A 14,826-nucleotide genomic window follows, 5' to 3' on the forward strand; every position below is an offset into this window, starting at 1 on the left:
ACCAATCGGGGAGCCTGCCATGACCACAAATTCTTCGGTGCTCGACCTGATCGGCAATACGCCGATGGTCGAACTGACCAATCTCGACACCGGGCCTTGCCGCCTGTTCGCCAAGCTGGAGAGCCAGAATCCGGGTGGGTCCGTGAAGGACCGGATCGGACTGTCCATGATCGAGGCGGCGGAACGCGACGGGCGCCTGAAACCCGGCGGCACGCTGATCGAGGCGACGGCCGGCAACACGGGGCTGGGGCTGGCGCTGGTGGCGGCGCTGAAGGGCTACCGGCTGATCCTCGTCATTCCCGACAAGATGAGCCTGGACAAGATCCAGCATCTGAAGGCGCTGGGCGTCGAGGTGCGGTTGACACGCTCGGACGTTGGCAAGGGCCATCCAGAATACTATCAGGACATCGCCGAGCGGCTGCAGCGGGAGATCCCCGGCGCGTTCTGGGTGGACCAGTTTTCCAACCCCGCCAATCCGAAGGCGCACTACGAAGGCACGGGGCCGGAGATCCTCGAGCAGATGGATGGCGACGTGGATGCCGTCTTCTGTGGCGTCGGGTCGGGCGGGACCATCACGGGCATCGGGCGCTTCATGCGGGACAACTCGCCGAAGACGCAGATGATCGTCGCCGATCCCGAGGGCTCGGTCGTCGCCGAGGCAGCCAATACCGGCGTGGTGCCGGAGGATGTCGGCTCCTGGCTGGTCGAGGGCATCGGCGAGGATTTCATCCCGCCCAATTGCGATCTCTCGGTGATCGCCCGCGGCATCTATGTCACCGACGCCGAAGCCTTCGCCGCGGTTCAGGAACTGCTGTCGAAGGAGGGCATCCTCGGGGGCTCGTCGACGGGGACGCTGCTGGCTGCCGCGCTGAAATACTGCCGCGAACAGACGGAGGCGAAGCGGGTCGTCACCCTGGTCTGCGACACCGGCAACAAGTACCTTTCCAAGGCCTACAACCGGGCCTGGCTGGTCGATCAGGGGTTGGTCCGCCGCCGCCGTCACGGGGATTTGCGCGACATGATCATCCGCCGCGCCGACGAGGGCGACGTGGTCTCGGTCAACCCGGACGACACGCTGCTGACCACCTATTCGCGTCTGCGCATGTTCGATGTCTCGCAGATGCCGGTGATGGACGGCAACCGTATCGTCGGCATCGTCGACGAGAGCGACCTGCTGCTGGCGGTCCAGGGCAAGCCGCAGGCCGAGGCCTTCGCGCAGCCGGTCTCGAATTTCATGGTCACGCGGCTGGAGACCATCCACCCGTCGTCAGGGGAGAGCGAACTGATGCCGATCCTGCGTGCCGACAAGGTCGCCATCGTCGCCGACGACGAGACCTTCTACGGTCTGATCACAAAGGTCGACCTGATCAACCACCTGCGCCAGTCCATGGCGGGTGCGGTCAGCGAATAGCGCGAGTGTGAATCGACCCCGGCCCGCCGCGCGCTAGATCATCGCCAGACAGACGCCACGGGAGACAAGCAATGCCCGATACCAACCCCGCCAAGCCCGCCCACAAGGTGACGACCGAATCCTGCTGCAAGCGCATCCGGGTCGAATTCAACGGCGAGATCGTCGCCGACACGACCAGGGGACTCTATCTGTTCGAGCCGCCGATCACGCCGGTCTATTATTTCCCTCTGGATGATGTCCGCGCGGAGTTCCTGGAGCGGACCGAGCATTTCACCCACTGCCCGTTCAAGGGCGATGCCGTCTACTGGGACGTCATTGTCGGCGACCGGGCGGCACGGAACGCCGTCTGGGCTTATCCCTCGCCGATCGAGGCGGTGCCGGAGCTGGCGGGATACGCAGCCTTCTACTGGAACAAGATGGACCGCTGGTTCGAGGAGGATGAGGAGATCTTCGTCCATGCCCGCGATCCGCATGTGCGTCTCGATGTCCTGCCGTCCTCACGGAAGGTCGAGGTCTCGCTGAACGGTGAGACCCTGGCGTCGAGCGAGCGGGCGCTGTTCGTGTTCGAGACCGGTCTGCCGGTCCGCTACTACGTGCCCCGCGACGACGTGAGCGCGACGCTGTTGCCGTCCGACCTCACCACGGCCTGCCCCTACAAGGGCGTGGCCAGCTACTGGCATGTCGAGGCCGGTGGCGAGACGCTGGAGAACCTCGTCTGGAGCTATCGCGATCCGGTCCGGGAAGCTGGCCAGGTTCGTGACTACCTCTGCTTCTTCAACGAGAAGGTGGATATCGCCATCGACGGGGAAACGCAGGAACGGCCGAAGACGAAATGGTCCGCCTGACAGTCTGAATGAACGACGGGACCGCGGACAGGACATGCCCGCGGCCCGCGACCCACGCTACGCCGGCGGACCGCACGATACGCGTACGGTCCACCTGTCTACGCTACGAAGCGAAGGACGTCGTTCAGTTGTTCTGGCTGGCGTCTTCGGCAGCTTCCGACGCCTTCTCGGCGGCGTCCTCGACCGATTCGCCCAGCTGTTCGCCGGTCTGCTCGATCGCCTCGCCGAGTGTCGGTTCGTCGTTCTGCTCGACCAGGAAGGCCACGGCGATCACGGCGACGATGGCCACGACGGCGATGGCAGCGACGGCGGCGATGTTGGGACCCGAACCGCCGGACTTGTTGTTGTTTTCTTCAGTCATCTTTCTGTCCTCGTCTCTGGTTTCTGGCTGTGGCCCGGGATCACGGACGCGGGCGGCGTCCGCGTACCGCGCCGAAGATCAGCGAGATCACCAGCAGCACGACGAAGATGAAAAAGAGTATCTGTGCGATGCCGGCTGACGCCGACGCCACGCCACCGAAGCCGAACACGGCCGCGATGATCGCAACGATAAAGAAAAGAAGAGCCCATCCAAGCATAGGTCTGCCCTGTTATTGTTGTTGTTTCGGCAGGAGTGCCTTTCAGGTCAGAGGTGGGCGCGCCCGGTCCGACCTTCACTTGGCAATTTTGTCGCATGGCCGGACCGGGCCGAAGGGGCCGGGCAGACGGCCTAGGTTCTGAACCCATAAAGGGGATTCTGTTTCGGTTCTTTGGGTGATTCACTCTGGTGGGTGAATCGCAGGAGGTCCGGAATGGCGCGCTTTGATCTGACCGATTTCGAATGGGAGCTGATCGAGCCGCTGCTCCCGAACAAGCCGCGGGGCGTTCCCCGGGTGGATGACCGCAGGGTTCTCAACGGCATTTTCTGGGTGCTGCGCACCGGCTCGCCCTGGCGCGACCTGCCGGAGCGCTATGGCCCGCACACCACGGTCTACAACCGCTTCAACCGCTGGGCGAAGGCGGGCGTCTGGGTGCGGGTCTTCGAAGCGCTGGCCAGGAAATCGCCGGATTCGATGCAGTTCATCGACAGCTCCATCATCCGCGCCCACCAGCACGCCGCCTCCGGCAAAAAGGGGGCGCGGATCACGCCATTGGCCGTTCTCGTGGAGGACTGAGCACCAAGATCAACGCCATGGTCGACGAGCGCGGCCTGCCGGTCGCGCTGGTGCTCAGCCCGGGCCAGGCCTCCGACAAGGCGGCTGTTGCGGAACTCCTTGCCGCCCATCCGGCGACGGGCGACGTGGTGGCCGACCGGGGCTATGACGCCCGGGCCGTGCTGGACCTGATCGCGGCGCAGGGCGGTCGCGGCCACATTCCCACCCAGCGCGACCGCAAGGTCCAGCGCAGCGTCGATCCGGCGCTCTACCGCCGACGCAATGTCGTCGAGCGCTTCTTCAACAAACTCAAACACTTCCGGAAGATCGCAACACGCTACGAGAAATCCGCCCGAAACTACCTCGCAGCCGTCCTCATCGCTTCAACCCGAATATGGCTGCGCGCTTATGAGTCCGCGTCCTAGTCCGACTGCTCCGCGATCAGCCGCGTCGACCTGCGGAAGGTGAGGTAGGCCCAGATCCATTCGAAGGCGACCGAGACGCGGTTCCGCATCGATCCCAGGAACATGACGTGGACGACGCCCCAGAACCACCAGGCAAGCGCGCCGGAGAACCTGAACCGTCCCAGATCGGCGACGGCGCGGGATCGGCCGATGGTGGCGAGATTGCCTGCGTGCTTGTACCGGAACGGACCCGGCGCCCCGCGTCCTGTCAGGCGGCGGTGCAGCAGATTGGCGACATAGGCGCCGCCCTGCTTCGCCGCCGGCGCGAGGCCGGGCACGGGATTGCCTTCCCAGCCTTCCGAAAGGGCGGTGTCCCCGATCACGAAGACGTCCTGGCCAGGGCACCGTGAGGTCCGGGCCGACGGCGACACGACCGGCGCGGTCGCGCTCGGCGTCCAGCCACTTGGCGGCCGGCGAGGCCATCACGCCGGCGGCCCAGATGGCGGTGCGCGCCTCGATGCGTTCGTCGCCGATATCGACGCCGTGGCTGTCGATGCCGGTCACGCGCGCGCCCAGCCGGATCTCGACACGGAGCGACTCCAGCGCCGCCCGGGTCCGCCGGGAAAGCTCCTCCGGGAAGGGCGGCAGCAGTCGCGGGGCGCTCTGCACGAGGACGATCCGGGCCTCGGCGGGATCGGCATGACGGAATTCGCCTTCCATGCCCGAATGCGCCAGCTCTGCGATGGCCCCGGCCAGTTCGACGCCGGTCGGGCCGCCTCCGACGATGACGAAGGTCATCCAGGCGCGCCGCGCCGCCGGATCGCTTTCCGCTTCGGCATATTCGAAGGCGCGCAGGATGCGGCCGCGGATCTCGGTCGCATCCGGAATCTTCTTCAGCCCCGGCGCGAAGGCCTCCCAGTCGTCCCGGCCGAAATAGGCGTGCCGGGCGCCGGTCGCGAGGATCAGGTGGTCGTAGCCGATGCGCTGTTCGCCGACGGTCACCTGCCGGGCGTCCGTATCGAGGCCGGTAACCCGCCCCAGCACGGTGCGCACATTACTCTGGCTCCGGAACAGTTCGCGGATCGGCGTGGCGATGTCCGACGGCGACAGTCCGGCGGTCGCGACCTGATAGAGCAGCGGCTGGAACAGGTGATAATTGCGGCGGTCGATCAGCGTCACCCGGCAGGGTGAATGCCGCAGGCCTCGCGCCGCCGCGACGCCGCCGAAGCCCGCGCCGACGATGACCACATGCGGCGCCGATGCGTCGTCCCAGCGCGCCGGCTCCAGCTCGGCGGGGAAGATCTTCCGCAGGCCCCGGACAACCAGCCTGTCCAGCGACAGCGGGCCGGGGCCAACCAGCGCGATCATGCCCAGCAGCACGATCCAGTAGAGATGGTCGATATGGTCGAGATAGGTGAACTGGATCACCAGCGTCATCGCGATCAGCGGCAGCGCCGACAGCCGGGTGGCGAGACCGAGCGCGATCAGTACCGGGCACACGAGCTCGAAGAAGGTCGCCAGCGCCGCGGCCAGCTCGGGCGGCAGCACCGGCACGGCGTATTCGTACTGGAACAGCAGGACGGTGTTCTCGAAGCTCTCGATCTTGGTCAGCCCGGCGAGGAAGAAGATCTGCGCCATCCAGAGCCGGATGAAGACCAGATAGACCGGGCCGAGCCAGGTCCGGCTGAGTTCGGCTGCCTTGCCGAGGCTGGCGACGAGGGGCAGGGGCAGGCGCGCGAAACCGCGGCCCAGCAGACGGTCGAGGGAGATCGGTCCGGCGCCGGCGACGGCGTACCAGCCGAACAGGATGGCCCAGAAGAGATGCGTGTTGATCTCGATATAGGCGTACTGGATGACCAGCGAGAGGATCAGCATCGGGATCGCGGCAATCCGGGTGCCCAGTCCGAGGGTCAGCAGCAGGCCGCCGGCGATCTGGATCGCCACGCCTGTCACGGCGGCGGTGACGGGGTCCATCCAGGAGACCGGATATTCGTTGGCGGCCAGGAAGAGCGCGTTCTCCCAGTTGCCCAGCTTCAGGATGCCCGCGACGAGGAAGGTCTGACCGAGCCAGATCCGCATGAACAGATCGAGAAGCGGCCAGAGCGTGCGGCTGGCGAACTCGGTCGTGGTGAGCGTCTGCCGGTAGACGGGCGGAAGCCAGGCCGGCGCACGGCGGCGTGTGGCGGTGTCGGTCGGTGCGGTCATAGCGGTCCCCTGCATCCGTCGGTGTCGAAAGCGTGCGCATGGGACGCACCGGGGACCGCTTTCGTTACGGCGAAAGGTCTCACGTCTTCGTGTGACACCGTTCGCGCCGTTCCCTAGACTGAACCCGGCTCCGGCATTCGGCAAGGAACGCGCGCGATGTGGCTTCGCGGCAGGCTTCAACTCTTCCGGCAACAGGCGGAGGCCGCGGGCGAGCTCGCGGTGTCGGCCCTTGCCGCGGCCCTTGGCGCGACTCGGCCGCAGGATCAGGAAGCGGTCATCCGTGAGGCGATCGCCCGGCTGACCCGGGTCGCCGAGCGTTATGTCGGCAACCGCGAAGACGCGCTGGACTGCGCCCAGGAAGCGCTGATCCAGTCGATCCGGAACTTCGAGCGTTTCGAGGGCCGCGCCCAGGTCACGAGCTGGATGCACCGCATCGCGGTCAACTGCGCGCTCACGCATCTGCGACGTCAGGGGGACCGGGAGGAGGTTCCGATCGACGATCTGTTGCCCGTCTTCGACAGCCAGGATTTCCTGGATAACGGCTTCCGGACCAACGATCTCAGCGCCGACGAGATCCTCGAACGCGACGACGCCCGGCGTCAGGTGCGCGAGGCGATCCAGTGCCTGCCGGAAACGCACCGGGCCGTGCTGATCCTGCGCGATATCGAGGAACGGCCCCTGAGTGAGGTCGCCGAATTGCTGGAATTGACCGAAGGCGCCGTAAGGGTGCGGGTGCACCGGGCCCGGTCGGCATTGCGCCAGCTCATGGCGCCGCTGCTGGCGGAGGGCCGGATATGAAGGAGATGCTGGCCAGGACCATTCTGGTTCTTGCCCGTGGCCACGATGCCGAACGGGCGCCGTTGCGACACCGTCTGGCCGGTTGGGTGTTCCGCCATTTTCCCGGTATGATCACCTGCGGCGAGTTCGAACGCTTCATGCTCGACTATCACGAAGGCAGCCTGCCGGAATCCCAGCGCCGGGAGTTCGAGACGCACATGCGTCTGTGCGGCCGCTGCCGGCACAGCCTGGCCGGCTACAGGAAGGCGATCGCCGTGGGCCAGCGGCTGTTCGACGACGAAATGGGACCCCTGCCCGAAGAGGTTCCCGACAGTGTCGTCGCGGCTGTCGTTTCCGCCATGAACGCACCGCGGAATTGAAAAACACGTGCTCAACTCAACGTGAAAGACTGCGACCGGCATTTCCGTGATCGTGTCTCAACGAACTGAATCGATTAACGTTTTCATGATGTCGGGCGTTCACGTGTGAAGCCTGTGACGGTGCCGATCACGGATCGATCACGCCGATGGCGCGTAATCGTTGGTAACAAATCCCGGCGAGTTCGCATCATATGGCCGTCAGCCGGCGAACGGGACGCGCCGCCGGCGGGACGGGACAACGGAGGAGGTGCCCGCCATGCCAGGATCATCGCTGAAGGTTGCCGCTGCCGGACTGCTGGGCGCACTGGCGTTTTCGACCGGCGCGCTGGCCGGCGAGCAGTATGTCGATGGCACCGGCTACGCGGTCAGCGGCTACGACGTGGTCGCCTACCATTCCCTGCAGCAGGCGCCGGTCGGCGACGAACAGCCCGCCGCCGTGCCCGGCAAGGCCGAATTCACCGCCGACTACAACGGAGCCACGTGGGCTTTCGCGAACGAGGCGAACCGCGACATGTTCGCCGCCGATCCCGGCAAGTACGCGCCCGCCTATGACGGACACTGCGCCTTCGGCATCGCCAAGGGTGGCAAGGTGCCGGCCAATCCGCATCTCTGGCGGATCCGGGACGGCAAGCTCTATCTGAACATCACGAAGCGGGTCGTCGGTTTCTGGGAGGCCGACATTCCCGCCAATCTGAGATCGTCGGAGGCCAACTGGCGGAGCCTGGAAGACCAGGCCGCGGCGGCCGACGACGTGCCGGCGTTCGACGCCTCTCATGCACCGAAGAGCTGAGGAGCACATCAACTGTTTCATCGCCTGACAGGGTAATCGCCCTGTTCACCGGACCGTTATCGGGTGGGATTGCGTTCCGGGGTGTTTCCGAAAGGGACCAGGCTTTGACCTTCCTGCCCGAAACCTGAAGATTGTCACGCCTATCGAAGGAGTAATGACATGAACTCGACCATCAAGACCCTCACCGTTGCCGCGGCTCTGGCTGGCGCCGTCGGCATGGCCTCCACCCTGGTTCCGTCCGACGCCGCTGCGGCCGACAAGGTCAAGTGCTTCGGCATTGCCAAGGCCGGTCAGAACGACTGCGCCAACAAGGCCGGCACCCATTCCTGCGCCGGTCAGTCGACCGTCGACTACGATGGCGGCGAGTGGAAGCTCGCGACCGCTGCCGAGTGCAAGGACATGGGCGGCCAGGAAGCGGCCTTCGACGGCGTCAACAAGAAGCTGTCCGGCTGATACGGCGCTTCAGGTGCGGGAGCGGCGGTTCCGCCGCCGCTCCCTGCCGCCGCCGATGACCCCATGCCCGATTCCCTCACCAGCCTTCCGCCGACCGCCGGGTTCGGCCTGCGCCATCCCCATGTGCTGCAGGTCATCGACCGGCCGCCCGCCGTCGACTGGGTCGAGGTCCATACCGAGAACTACATGTATGCCGGCGGCCCGCGTCTCTGGCAGCTCGACGCCATCCGCGAACGTTTCGATCTCAGCTTCCACGGCGTGGGCCTGTCGCTCGGTTCGGTGGACGAGCCGGATGCCGGCCATCTGAAGCGCATCCGGGAGCTGGCCGACCGCTACCGGCCCGCCGCCATTTCCGACCACATCGCATGGGTCCGCGCGCCGAAAGGCGCCGGCGGCGCCAGCATGAACGATCTGCTGCCGCTGCCCTGCACCGAGGAAGCAGCGGACGTGCTGGCCCGAAATGTCCGGATCTTCCAGGACGCCGTCGGCCGGCAGGTGCTGATCGAGAATCCGTCCATGTATCTCGAATTCGCGGGTGCCGAGATGGACCATGCGGCCTTCGTGGCCGAGGTCGTCGCCCGCGCCGGCTGCGGCCTGCTGCTGGACGTGAACAATATCCATGTCAGCGCCGCCAATCTTGGCTTCGACGCGGCCGCCTACCTGGCCGCGATGCCCTTCGATGCCGTGGGCGAGATCCATCTTGCCGGTCATGCCGAGCGGGAGACGGCCACCGGCACGCTGCTGCTGGACGATCACGGCAGCCGGGTCCGCGGCCGTCTGGGATCTCTATGACGCCGCGCTGGAGGCCGCCGGACCGGTCCCGACGCTGGTCGAGTGGGATACGGATATCCCCGAACTGGACGTGCTTCTGGCCGAGGTCGCCGAGGCGCAGTCGCGGCTGGACCGCCTTTCCGAACTGGACAGGAAGCGGGCGTGACCTCGCTGACCGATTTGCAGACCCGCTTCGCCGCGGGTGTGACCGGCGACGCGTCAGACGTGCTGGGGCTGGCAGCCGATGACGGCCGTCAGGCGGACCGTTTCGAGATCTACCGCAACAACACCTTCGCCTCGCTGAAGTCGGTCCTCGAAGACGCCTTCCCGACGGTCGCCGCGATCCTCGGCGAGGGGCTGTTTCCGCGCCTCTCGGCGGCCTTCGTGCGCAATCTGCCGCCAAGGGCGAACCACCTGCTGGACTACGGATCCGAACTGCCGGACTTCATTCGCCGCTCCGAGCCGCTGGCCCATCTGCCCTGGCTGGGCGATGTCGCGGAACTCGACTGGGCGGTGAACGCCGCTTATGGCGCTGCGGACGCCGCAAGCCTGACACCCGACAACCTGGCCGGTCTGTCGCCGGAGGAACTGGTGGCGCGGCGCCTGCCGCTGTTGCCGTCGGCGGTGCTCATCCGGTCGGACTGGCCGGTTCACGCGATCCGCATGAACCCTGTCGTCGGCGCCGATCCCGACCGCATCGCCCGCCGCGCCGAGTCGGTGCTGATCATCCGGCCGGGCGCCGAGGTGGTTGCGGTACCGGTCGCACCAGCCGAACATGCCTTCCTGTCCGCGTTGCATGAGGGACAGACACTGGGTGAGGCCGCCGCAGCCTGCCAGGCCGCCGACCCCGCCTTCGACCTGCAGGGCGCACTGGCCCGCCATCTCGCCGGCGGTCATTTCGCGGCGTCCGGCCCCGACAGCAACGGAGGAACCTCATGAGCGCCGTCGACACATCCCGCAGCTCCATCGGCCTGGTCGCCCTGGGACAGAGCATCTTCGAACCCGTCCAGCGGATCGGCACACCGCTGATCGACCTGGCCATCCGGCTGATGATCGCCCGCGTCTTCTTCCTGTCGGGCCTGACCAAGATCAACGACTGGGACAACACCCTGCTGCTTTTCGAGTACGAATACATGGTGCCGGTCCTGCCGGTGGACTTGGCGGCCATGGCGGCCACCTTCTTCGAACTGGCGATGCCGGTGCTGATCGCCATTGGTCTGCTGACGCGGTTCGCCGTGATCCCGCTGTTCGTGATGGCGCTGGTGATCCAGTTCGTGCTCGGCGCGGCCAACCCGGCCTACAACAATATTGAGCACTTCTACTGGATGATCCTGCTGGCCTACATCTTCATCCGCGGCGCCGGCCCGCTCTCGGCCGATCATCTGGCGGCGGGCAAGCTCGGGATCCGCTGACCGCATCGCCCTTCACCTCGGTTGCGCCGCCGGTCATGATGGTCGGCGGCGTTGCCGTTTCAGGGGAGGGACAGGCGATGAAATTCGGAATGCGGTATTGCAACACGGGCGCCTACACCGATCCGGTGCGGGCGGTGGAACTGGCCGAGGCGGCCGAGGCGGCGGGCTTCGAGAGCCTCTGGACCGTCGAGCACACGATCGTGCCGAAGGGCTACGCGCCGAATTACCCCTATGCCGAAGGCGGCAAGATGGCCGGCGGGGCCGAGGACATCGACCTGCCGGATCCGCTGATCTGGATGGCCTGGGTCGCGGCCCGGACCACGAGGATCAAGCTGGCGACCGGCATCCTGATCCTGCCGCAGCACAATCCCGTCCATGTCGCCAAGCAGGTCGCGACGCTCGATCACATGGCCGGCGGCCGGATCATCCTGGGCATCGGCGTCGGCTGGATGCCGGAGGAGTTCGAGATCCTCGGCGCCGACTTTGCCACCCGCGGGCCGCGCACCGACGACGCCATCCGGGCCTTGCGCGCACTCTGGCGCGACAGCCCGGCGGAGCATCACGGGGACTACATCAATTTCGGCCCGACCTATTGCGAGCCGCGCCCCGCGAACCGTCACGTGCCCATCGTGGTCGGCGGCCATTCGAAGGCGGCGGCGCGGCGTGCCGGGCGGCTGGGCGACGGCTTCTTTCCGGCCCGCGGCGCACCGGCGGAGTTGATTGCGCTGGCGAAAGAGAGCGCACGAGAGGCCGGCCGCAATCCCGGCGAGTTGGAAATCACAGTCTCCATGCCTGACGATCCCGCGGATCTGAAGGCGCTTGCGGCGGCCGGCGTGGACCGGGTGACCGTCCCGGTGACCTCCATGGCCGGGCTGTTCACGGCCATCTCCAGCCCCGAGGACGCGCTGACCTGGAAGGACCGGATCGCGGAGTTTGCGTGAGGTAGATGACGCACATATGCGTCATGCCGGACGCGATCCGGCATCCGGTCGAACTGTCAGCTGGCGGCGAAGCCGCTCCGGATCCCGGCTCAAGACCGGGATGACGCCGTATTGAACGGCGATTTGTCTGCACGCTTAGCCCGAAGCGGGTCATGCTTTCCCGATGCGCCGACCCCTCCTCGACTTCGATCTGCCGGATCCAGCACAGGTCTGGCTCGTCGTCTTTCTCGACCCGCCATCCGCCGCGGCGGATACGCCCTTGCGCAACCGTCTGCTCGGCGCACTGCTCGGGCTGCTGAGGCCGGGCTTCCGGCATGTCTTCGCGGTCTCGCCCGTGGGGCCGGACGGCTGGCTGATCGTCAATCCGGCCTCATGCGGCCTGACGGCCGGACTTGTGCGCGGGCCGCTTGTGCCGGCCTCGATTCGCCGCGGCACGGAGACGGGCCGGGCGCGATGCGTCGCCGTCACGGCCCGGCGGCCGGCAGTCTGGCAGCCGCGCGGGCTCTTCACCTGCAGCAATGTCATTGCGCATCTGACAGGGATTTCCGCGCATCCGTTCCTGACGCCGTACGGTCTCTGGCGCCGGATGGTCACCATGCGCGACTGACGGGGTGACCGGCGCGCGCGCCGCCCTATAGTCCGCCCGATGAGCGATCTGGCGCTGCAGGGGAGGAAGGGGCCGCACCGCGGCTGGCTGGTGACGGCCTGCTGCTTCTTCATGGCCATTTTCGGCTGGGGCACGGTCTTCTACGGCCACAGTCTCTACATGTCGGCACTGAAACTTGAGCACGGCTGGACCACCGGGCAGATCTCCGGCGCGATCTCCTTCTTCTGGATTGTCGGCATTCCGATGACCGTCACGGTCGGCGGACTGATCGACCGCTTCGGTCCGCGGCTGGTAACCGCGACGGGTGCGATACTGGTGGGTTCCAGCGTCATCGGACTCGGTCAGGTGACGGCGCTCTGGCAGGCCTATCTCTGCTTTGCGGTGATGGCGATCGGCTATCCGGCCGTGGGCGCGGTCGGCATCAGCGCCACGCTTGGCGCGTGGTTCGACAAGGGCCTGAGCGTCGCCATGAGCTTCGCGCTCACCGGCGCAAGCGTCGGCGCCATGCTGGTGGTGCCGGCCATGGCGCGCATCGCCGAGGCGCAGGGCTTCAGCCAGGCGACGCTGGTGATGGGCGGCCTGACCGTCGCGGTCGTCGCGCCGCTCTGCCTGATCTTCATGTCCCGGCCGGTCGCCGACACCGTCGTACCCACGGCAAGCGTTCCGGCGCTGAAACACCTGAAGGCGACGGCGGGGATGCCGGTCTTCTGGATCATCGTCGCGGCCTCGGGCATCAGCCTCGCGGCCCAGGTCGGGTTTCTGTCGCACCAGATCCCGATCCTTGAAGAGCGTCTGAGCCGGACGGACGCCGCAGACGCCGTGGCGGTCACCGCCGCGGCCGGTGTCATCGGACGTTTCGGACTGGGCTTTCTGGCCGAGCGCTACGATCTCCGCGCGGTGGCGCTGGTCGCCTATGCGCTTCAGGGCATCGGCATCGCCGCGCTGAACCTCGCCGGCGACGGCTTCTGGCTCTACGCGGCCTGCGCATTGTCGGGCTTCGTGGTCGGCTGTCTTGTGATCCTGCCACCGCTGCTGATCCGGCGCTGGCTCGGCCCCGACGGCTACGGCAAGAACTACGGCCTGCTCGCCGTCTTCGCCTATCTCTGTCAGGGCATCGGGCCGGGTTCGATGGGCCTGATCCACGACTGGGCCGGGGTCTACGAACCCGCGCTCTGGTATCTGGTCGCGCTGCTGGCCGTCTCGATGGTCGTGATCACGCGCCTCGGTCCGCCGCCGCCCGCCGCAGGCGGTCGTTGATCGCCAGGCCGAGGCCGGTCTCCGGCACGGGCATCACGGCGATCGCGCGGCCGTCGGCGCCGTCCAGTTCGTGCAGCATCCGGAACAGGTTCGCCGCCGCCTCGACCAGATCGCCGTCGCGGCTGAGGTTGGGGCCGTCCGGCGCATCGGGGCCGAAGCCCAGCAGGATCTCGTCATCGCCCGCCTCCGCCGCGTTGAGCCGAACAGGACGCGCCGGCGCGTAGTGGCTCACCAGCATGCCGGGACTCTGTGGTGCATTCGGATCGGTCTTCGGGCGGGCGAGGGGGCCGACAACGGCCTCGATTTCCTCCGCGGCCACCCCGCCGGGCCGGAGCAGGGCCGGCTTCCCGTCGAAGATGCCGACGACGGTGCTCTCGACGCCGACCGGGCAATCGCCGCCGTCGAGAACGACATCGACCCTGTTGCCCAGGCCCTCGATCACATGCGCCGCCGCGGTCGGGCTGAGCCGGCCGGACGGATTGGCCGAGGGCGCGGCGACGGGCACGCCGGCGGTCCGCAGAAGCTGCTGCGCCAGCGGATGGGCGGGGACGCGGACGGCCAGCGTCTCAAGCCCCGCCGAGCAGAGCCGGGACGCGGTGCAATCTTCCGTCCGCGGCAGCACCAGCGTTAGCGCGCCGGGCCAGAAGGCGTTGGCCAGCGCGCGGGCGGTATCGTCGAAGACAGTGAGCTGCGCGGCCGCGGCGGCATCGGGCACATGCACGATCAGCGGATTGAAGCTCGGCCGGCCCTTGGCCTCGAAGATCCGCGCGACGGCCCGGTCATTGGTCGCATCCGCGCCCAGCCCGTAGACGGTCTCGGTGGGGAACGCGACCAGCCGGCCTTCCTGCAGCGCCAGCGCGGCTTCGTCGATCAGCCGGTCCATTCGCTCACATGCTTGCGCCAGTCCGCGCGGCGGGGGCCGGAGACGTCGCGCTTCGGCCGGCCGACATAGACGAAGCCGAGCAGCTGCTCGTTCTCGCCGACGCCGAGCGACGCCAGCACATGCGCATCATAGGCCGGCGGACCGGAGAGCCAGATCGCGGCCAGGCCGGTCGCCTGCGCCGCCAGCACCATGTTGTAGCCGGCCATGCCCGCGGTCAGCACCTGCTCGATGGGCGGCGCCTTGGGGTGATCGGGGGTGACGGTGGCGATCACGGCGATCAGCACCGGCGAGCGCATCGGCTTGGTGCGCGCGATGTCGGCGGCGGCCTGGTCCTCGCCCCGCTTCAGCGCCGCCTCGGCGAAGACGTCGCCCAGCTTCTCCCGTGCCGCGCCGCGGATCACGGTGAAGCGGAACGGGTTGAGATTGCCGTGATCCGGCGCGGTCATCGCGGCTTCGTAGAGCTTCTCCAACTCGGCGTCGCTCACGTCGTCCCCGGTCTGCAGCTTGGGACCGATGGAGGCGCGCTTGGCAACAAGATCGTAGGCGGACATGGCAGG

General features: G+C 67.3%; 16 protein-coding genes and 3 pseudogenes. 13 read left to right on the plus strand and 6 right to left on the minus strand.

The window, feature by feature from the left end; all coding sequences use genetic code 11:
* The first annotated feature begins 19 nt into the window (after positions 1-19).
* Positions 20-1,411 carry a pyridoxal-phosphate dependent enzyme gene (locus tag ACMVY4_RS07610; protein WP_416899566.1) on the plus strand — a complete coding sequence of 464 codons (1,392 nt, stop codon included), beginning with the start codon at positions 20-22 and terminating at the stop codon, positions 1,409-1,411.
* A gap of 71 nt (positions 1,412-1,482) precedes the next feature.
* Positions 1,483-2,256: a DUF427 domain-containing protein gene (locus ACMVY4_RS07615; protein ID WP_416899567.1), complete on the plus strand. Its 774-nt coding sequence runs from the start codon at positions 1,483-1,485 to the stop codon at positions 2,254-2,256.
* Positions 2,257-2,380: 124 nt separating this feature from the next.
* On the opposite strand, the gene ACMVY4_RS07620 is transcribed toward ACMVY4_RS07615, so the two are convergent.
* Together ACMVY4_RS07620 and ACMVY4_RS07625 are read right to left on the minus strand one after the other, a co-directional pair.
* Positions 2,381-2,617, minus strand: a complete 237-nt coding sequence (locus tag ACMVY4_RS07620; protein WP_416899568.1) for a hypothetical protein — start codon at positions 2,615-2,617, stop codon at positions 2,381-2,383.
* Between the two features lie 40 nt (positions 2,618-2,657).
* Positions 2,658-2,834, minus strand: coding sequence for a DUF1328 domain-containing protein (locus ACMVY4_RS07625; protein ID WP_416899569.1), 177 nt, complete (start codon positions 2,832-2,834; stop codon positions 2,658-2,660).
* Positions 2,835-3,047: 213 nt separating this feature from the next.
* Between ACMVY4_RS07625 and ACMVY4_RS07630 the strand changes: the two genes are divergently transcribed.
* Positions 3,048-3,814 (plus strand): IS5 family transposase gene (locus ACMVY4_RS07630; RefSeq protein WP_416898553.1). Its coding sequence is split into 2 segments (ribosomal slippage): positions 3,048-3,372 and positions 3,372-3,814, totalling 768 coding nucleotides; the frame shifts between segments, so codons are not numbered across the junction.
* Here the strand turns inward: ACMVY4_RS07630 and ACMVY4_RS07635 are convergent.
* Positions 3,811-5,668 (minus strand): annotated as a pseudogene (locus ACMVY4_RS07635) (FAD-dependent oxidoreductase). The gene ACMVY4_RS07630 and the pseudogene ACMVY4_RS07635 sit on opposite strands and share 4 nt — an antisense overlap.
* 30 nt (positions 5,669-5,698) lie before the next feature.
* Positions 5,699-6,013 (minus strand): annotated as a pseudogene (locus ACMVY4_RS07640) (DoxX family membrane protein); the annotation flags it as partial.
* 141 nt (positions 6,014-6,154) lie between these two features.
* Between ACMVY4_RS07640 and ACMVY4_RS07645 the strand changes: the two are divergent.
* The 10 genes and pseudogenes from ACMVY4_RS07645 (at position 6,155) to ACMVY4_RS07690 (ending at position 13,386) form a co-directional block, all read left to right on the plus strand.
* Positions 6,155-6,796, plus strand: coding sequence for an RNA polymerase sigma factor (locus tag ACMVY4_RS07645; protein ID WP_416899570.1), 642 nt, complete (start codon positions 6,155-6,157; stop codon positions 6,794-6,796).
* Positions 6,793-7,155 (plus strand): anti-sigma factor family protein, encoded by a 363-nt coding sequence (locus ACMVY4_RS07650; RefSeq protein WP_416899571.1) that lies wholly within the window; start codon positions 6,793-6,795, stop codon positions 7,153-7,155. The genes ACMVY4_RS07645 and ACMVY4_RS07650 overlap by 4 nt, the downstream gene beginning before the upstream one ends.
* 256 nt (positions 7,156-7,411) lie before the next feature.
* Positions 7,412-7,945, plus strand: a complete 534-nt coding sequence (locus ACMVY4_RS07655; protein ID WP_416899572.1) for a YHS domain-containing (seleno)protein — start codon at positions 7,412-7,414, stop codon at positions 7,943-7,945.
* Between the two features lie 159 nt (positions 7,946-8,104).
* Positions 8,105-8,398, plus strand: coding sequence for a DUF2282 domain-containing protein (locus ACMVY4_RS07660; RefSeq protein WP_416899573.1), 294 nt, complete (start codon positions 8,105-8,107; stop codon positions 8,396-8,398).
* Between the two features lie 63 nt (positions 8,399-8,461).
* Positions 8,462-9,335, plus strand: a pseudogene (locus ACMVY4_RS07665) (DUF692 domain-containing protein).
* Positions 9,332-10,108: a putative DNA-binding domain-containing protein gene (locus ACMVY4_RS07670; RefSeq protein WP_416899574.1), complete on the plus strand. Its 777-nt coding sequence runs from the start codon at positions 9,332-9,334 to the stop codon at positions 10,106-10,108. Before ACMVY4_RS07665 ends, ACMVY4_RS07670 begins: the two are co-directional and overlap by 4 nt.
* Positions 10,105-10,581, plus strand: a complete 477-nt coding sequence (locus tag ACMVY4_RS07675; RefSeq protein WP_416899575.1) for a DoxX family protein — start codon at positions 10,105-10,107, stop codon at positions 10,579-10,581. Before ACMVY4_RS07670 ends, ACMVY4_RS07675 begins: the two co-directional genes overlap by 4 nt.
* A gap of 77 nt (positions 10,582-10,658) precedes the next feature.
* Positions 10,659-11,522, plus strand: a complete 864-nt coding sequence (locus ACMVY4_RS07680) for an LLM class F420-dependent oxidoreductase (protein WP_416899576.1) — start codon at positions 10,659-10,661, stop codon at positions 11,520-11,522.
* A 163-nt stretch (positions 11,523-11,685) separates the two neighbouring features.
* On the plus strand, positions 11,686-12,129 hold the full coding sequence (locus tag ACMVY4_RS07685; protein WP_416899577.1) for a hypothetical protein: 444 nt from the start codon (positions 11,686-11,688) through the stop codon (positions 12,127-12,129).
* Positions 12,130-12,168: 39 nt separating this feature from the next.
* Positions 12,169-13,386, plus strand: coding sequence for an MFS transporter (locus ACMVY4_RS07690; protein WP_416899578.1), 1,218 nt, complete (start codon positions 12,169-12,171; stop codon positions 13,384-13,386).
* On the opposite strand, the gene ACMVY4_RS07695 is transcribed toward ACMVY4_RS07690, so the two are convergent.
* Together ACMVY4_RS07695 and ACMVY4_RS07700 are read right to left on the minus strand one after the other, a co-directional pair.
* Positions 13,343-14,269 carry an L-threonylcarbamoyladenylate synthase gene (locus tag ACMVY4_RS07695; protein WP_416899579.1) on the minus strand — a complete coding sequence of 309 codons (927 nt, stop codon included), beginning with the start codon at positions 14,267-14,269 and terminating at the stop codon, positions 13,343-13,345. The two genes, ACMVY4_RS07690 and ACMVY4_RS07695, sit on opposite strands and share 44 nt — an antisense overlap.
* Entirely contained in the window at positions 14,257-14,820 is a 564-nt protein-coding gene (locus tag ACMVY4_RS07700) for a nitroreductase (protein ID WP_416899580.1), read from the minus strand. Before ACMVY4_RS07700 ends, ACMVY4_RS07695 begins: the two co-directional genes overlap by 13 nt.
* Between the last annotated feature and the right edge of the window lie 6 nt (positions 14,821-14,826).

This window comes from Minwuia sp. (genome assembly GCF_048007105.1).
Taxonomy (GTDB): domain Bacteria; phylum Pseudomonadota; class Alphaproteobacteria; order Minwuiales; family Minwuiaceae; genus Minwuia.

Coding starts and splice junctions, on each gene's coding strand:
- ACMVY4_RS07615 (WP_416899567.1), top strand. CDS start 1,483: ATGCCCGATACCAACCCCGCCAAGCCCGCCCACAAGGTGACGACCGAA.
- ACMVY4_RS07620 (WP_416899568.1), bottom strand. CDS start 2,617: ATGACTGAAGAAAACAACAACAAGTCCGGCGGTTCGGGTCCCAACATC.
- ACMVY4_RS07690 (WP_416899578.1), top strand. CDS start 12,169: ATGAGCGATCTGGCGCTGCAGGGGAGGAAGGGGCCGCACCGCGGCTGG.
- ACMVY4_RS07700 (WP_416899580.1), bottom strand. CDS start 14,820: ATGTCCGCCTACGATCTTGTTGCCAAGCGCGCCTCCATCGGTCCCAAG.
- ACMVY4_RS07685 (WP_416899577.1), top strand. CDS start 11,686: ATGCGCCGACCCCTCCTCGACTTCGATCTGCCGGATCCAGCACAGGTC.
- ACMVY4_RS07610 (WP_416899566.1), top strand. CDS start 20: ATGACCACAAATTCTTCGGTGCTCGACCTGATCGGCAATACGCCGATG.
- ACMVY4_RS07680 (WP_416899576.1), top strand. CDS start 10,659: ATGAAATTCGGAATGCGGTATTGCAACACGGGCGCCTACACCGATCCG.
- ACMVY4_RS07650 (WP_416899571.1), top strand. CDS start 6,793: ATGAAGGAGATGCTGGCCAGGACCATTCTGGTTCTTGCCCGTGGCCAC.
- ACMVY4_RS07655 (WP_416899572.1), top strand. CDS start 7,412: ATGCCAGGATCATCGCTGAAGGTTGCCGCTGCCGGACTGCTGGGCGCA.
- ACMVY4_RS07695 (WP_416899579.1), bottom strand. CDS start 14,269: ATGGACCGGCTGATCGACGAAGCCGCGCTGGCGCTGCAGGAAGGCCGG.
- ACMVY4_RS07675 (WP_416899575.1), top strand. CDS start 10,105: ATGAGCGCCGTCGACACATCCCGCAGCTCCATCGGCCTGGTCGCCCTG.
- ACMVY4_RS07660 (WP_416899573.1), top strand. CDS start 8,105: ATGAACTCGACCATCAAGACCCTCACCGTTGCCGCGGCTCTGGCTGGC.
- ACMVY4_RS07625 (WP_416899569.1), bottom strand. CDS start 2,834: ATGCTTGGATGGGCTCTTCTTTTCTTTATCGTTGCGATCATCGCGGCC.
- ACMVY4_RS07645 (WP_416899570.1), top strand. CDS start 6,155: ATGTGGCTTCGCGGCAGGCTTCAACTCTTCCGGCAACAGGCGGAGGCC.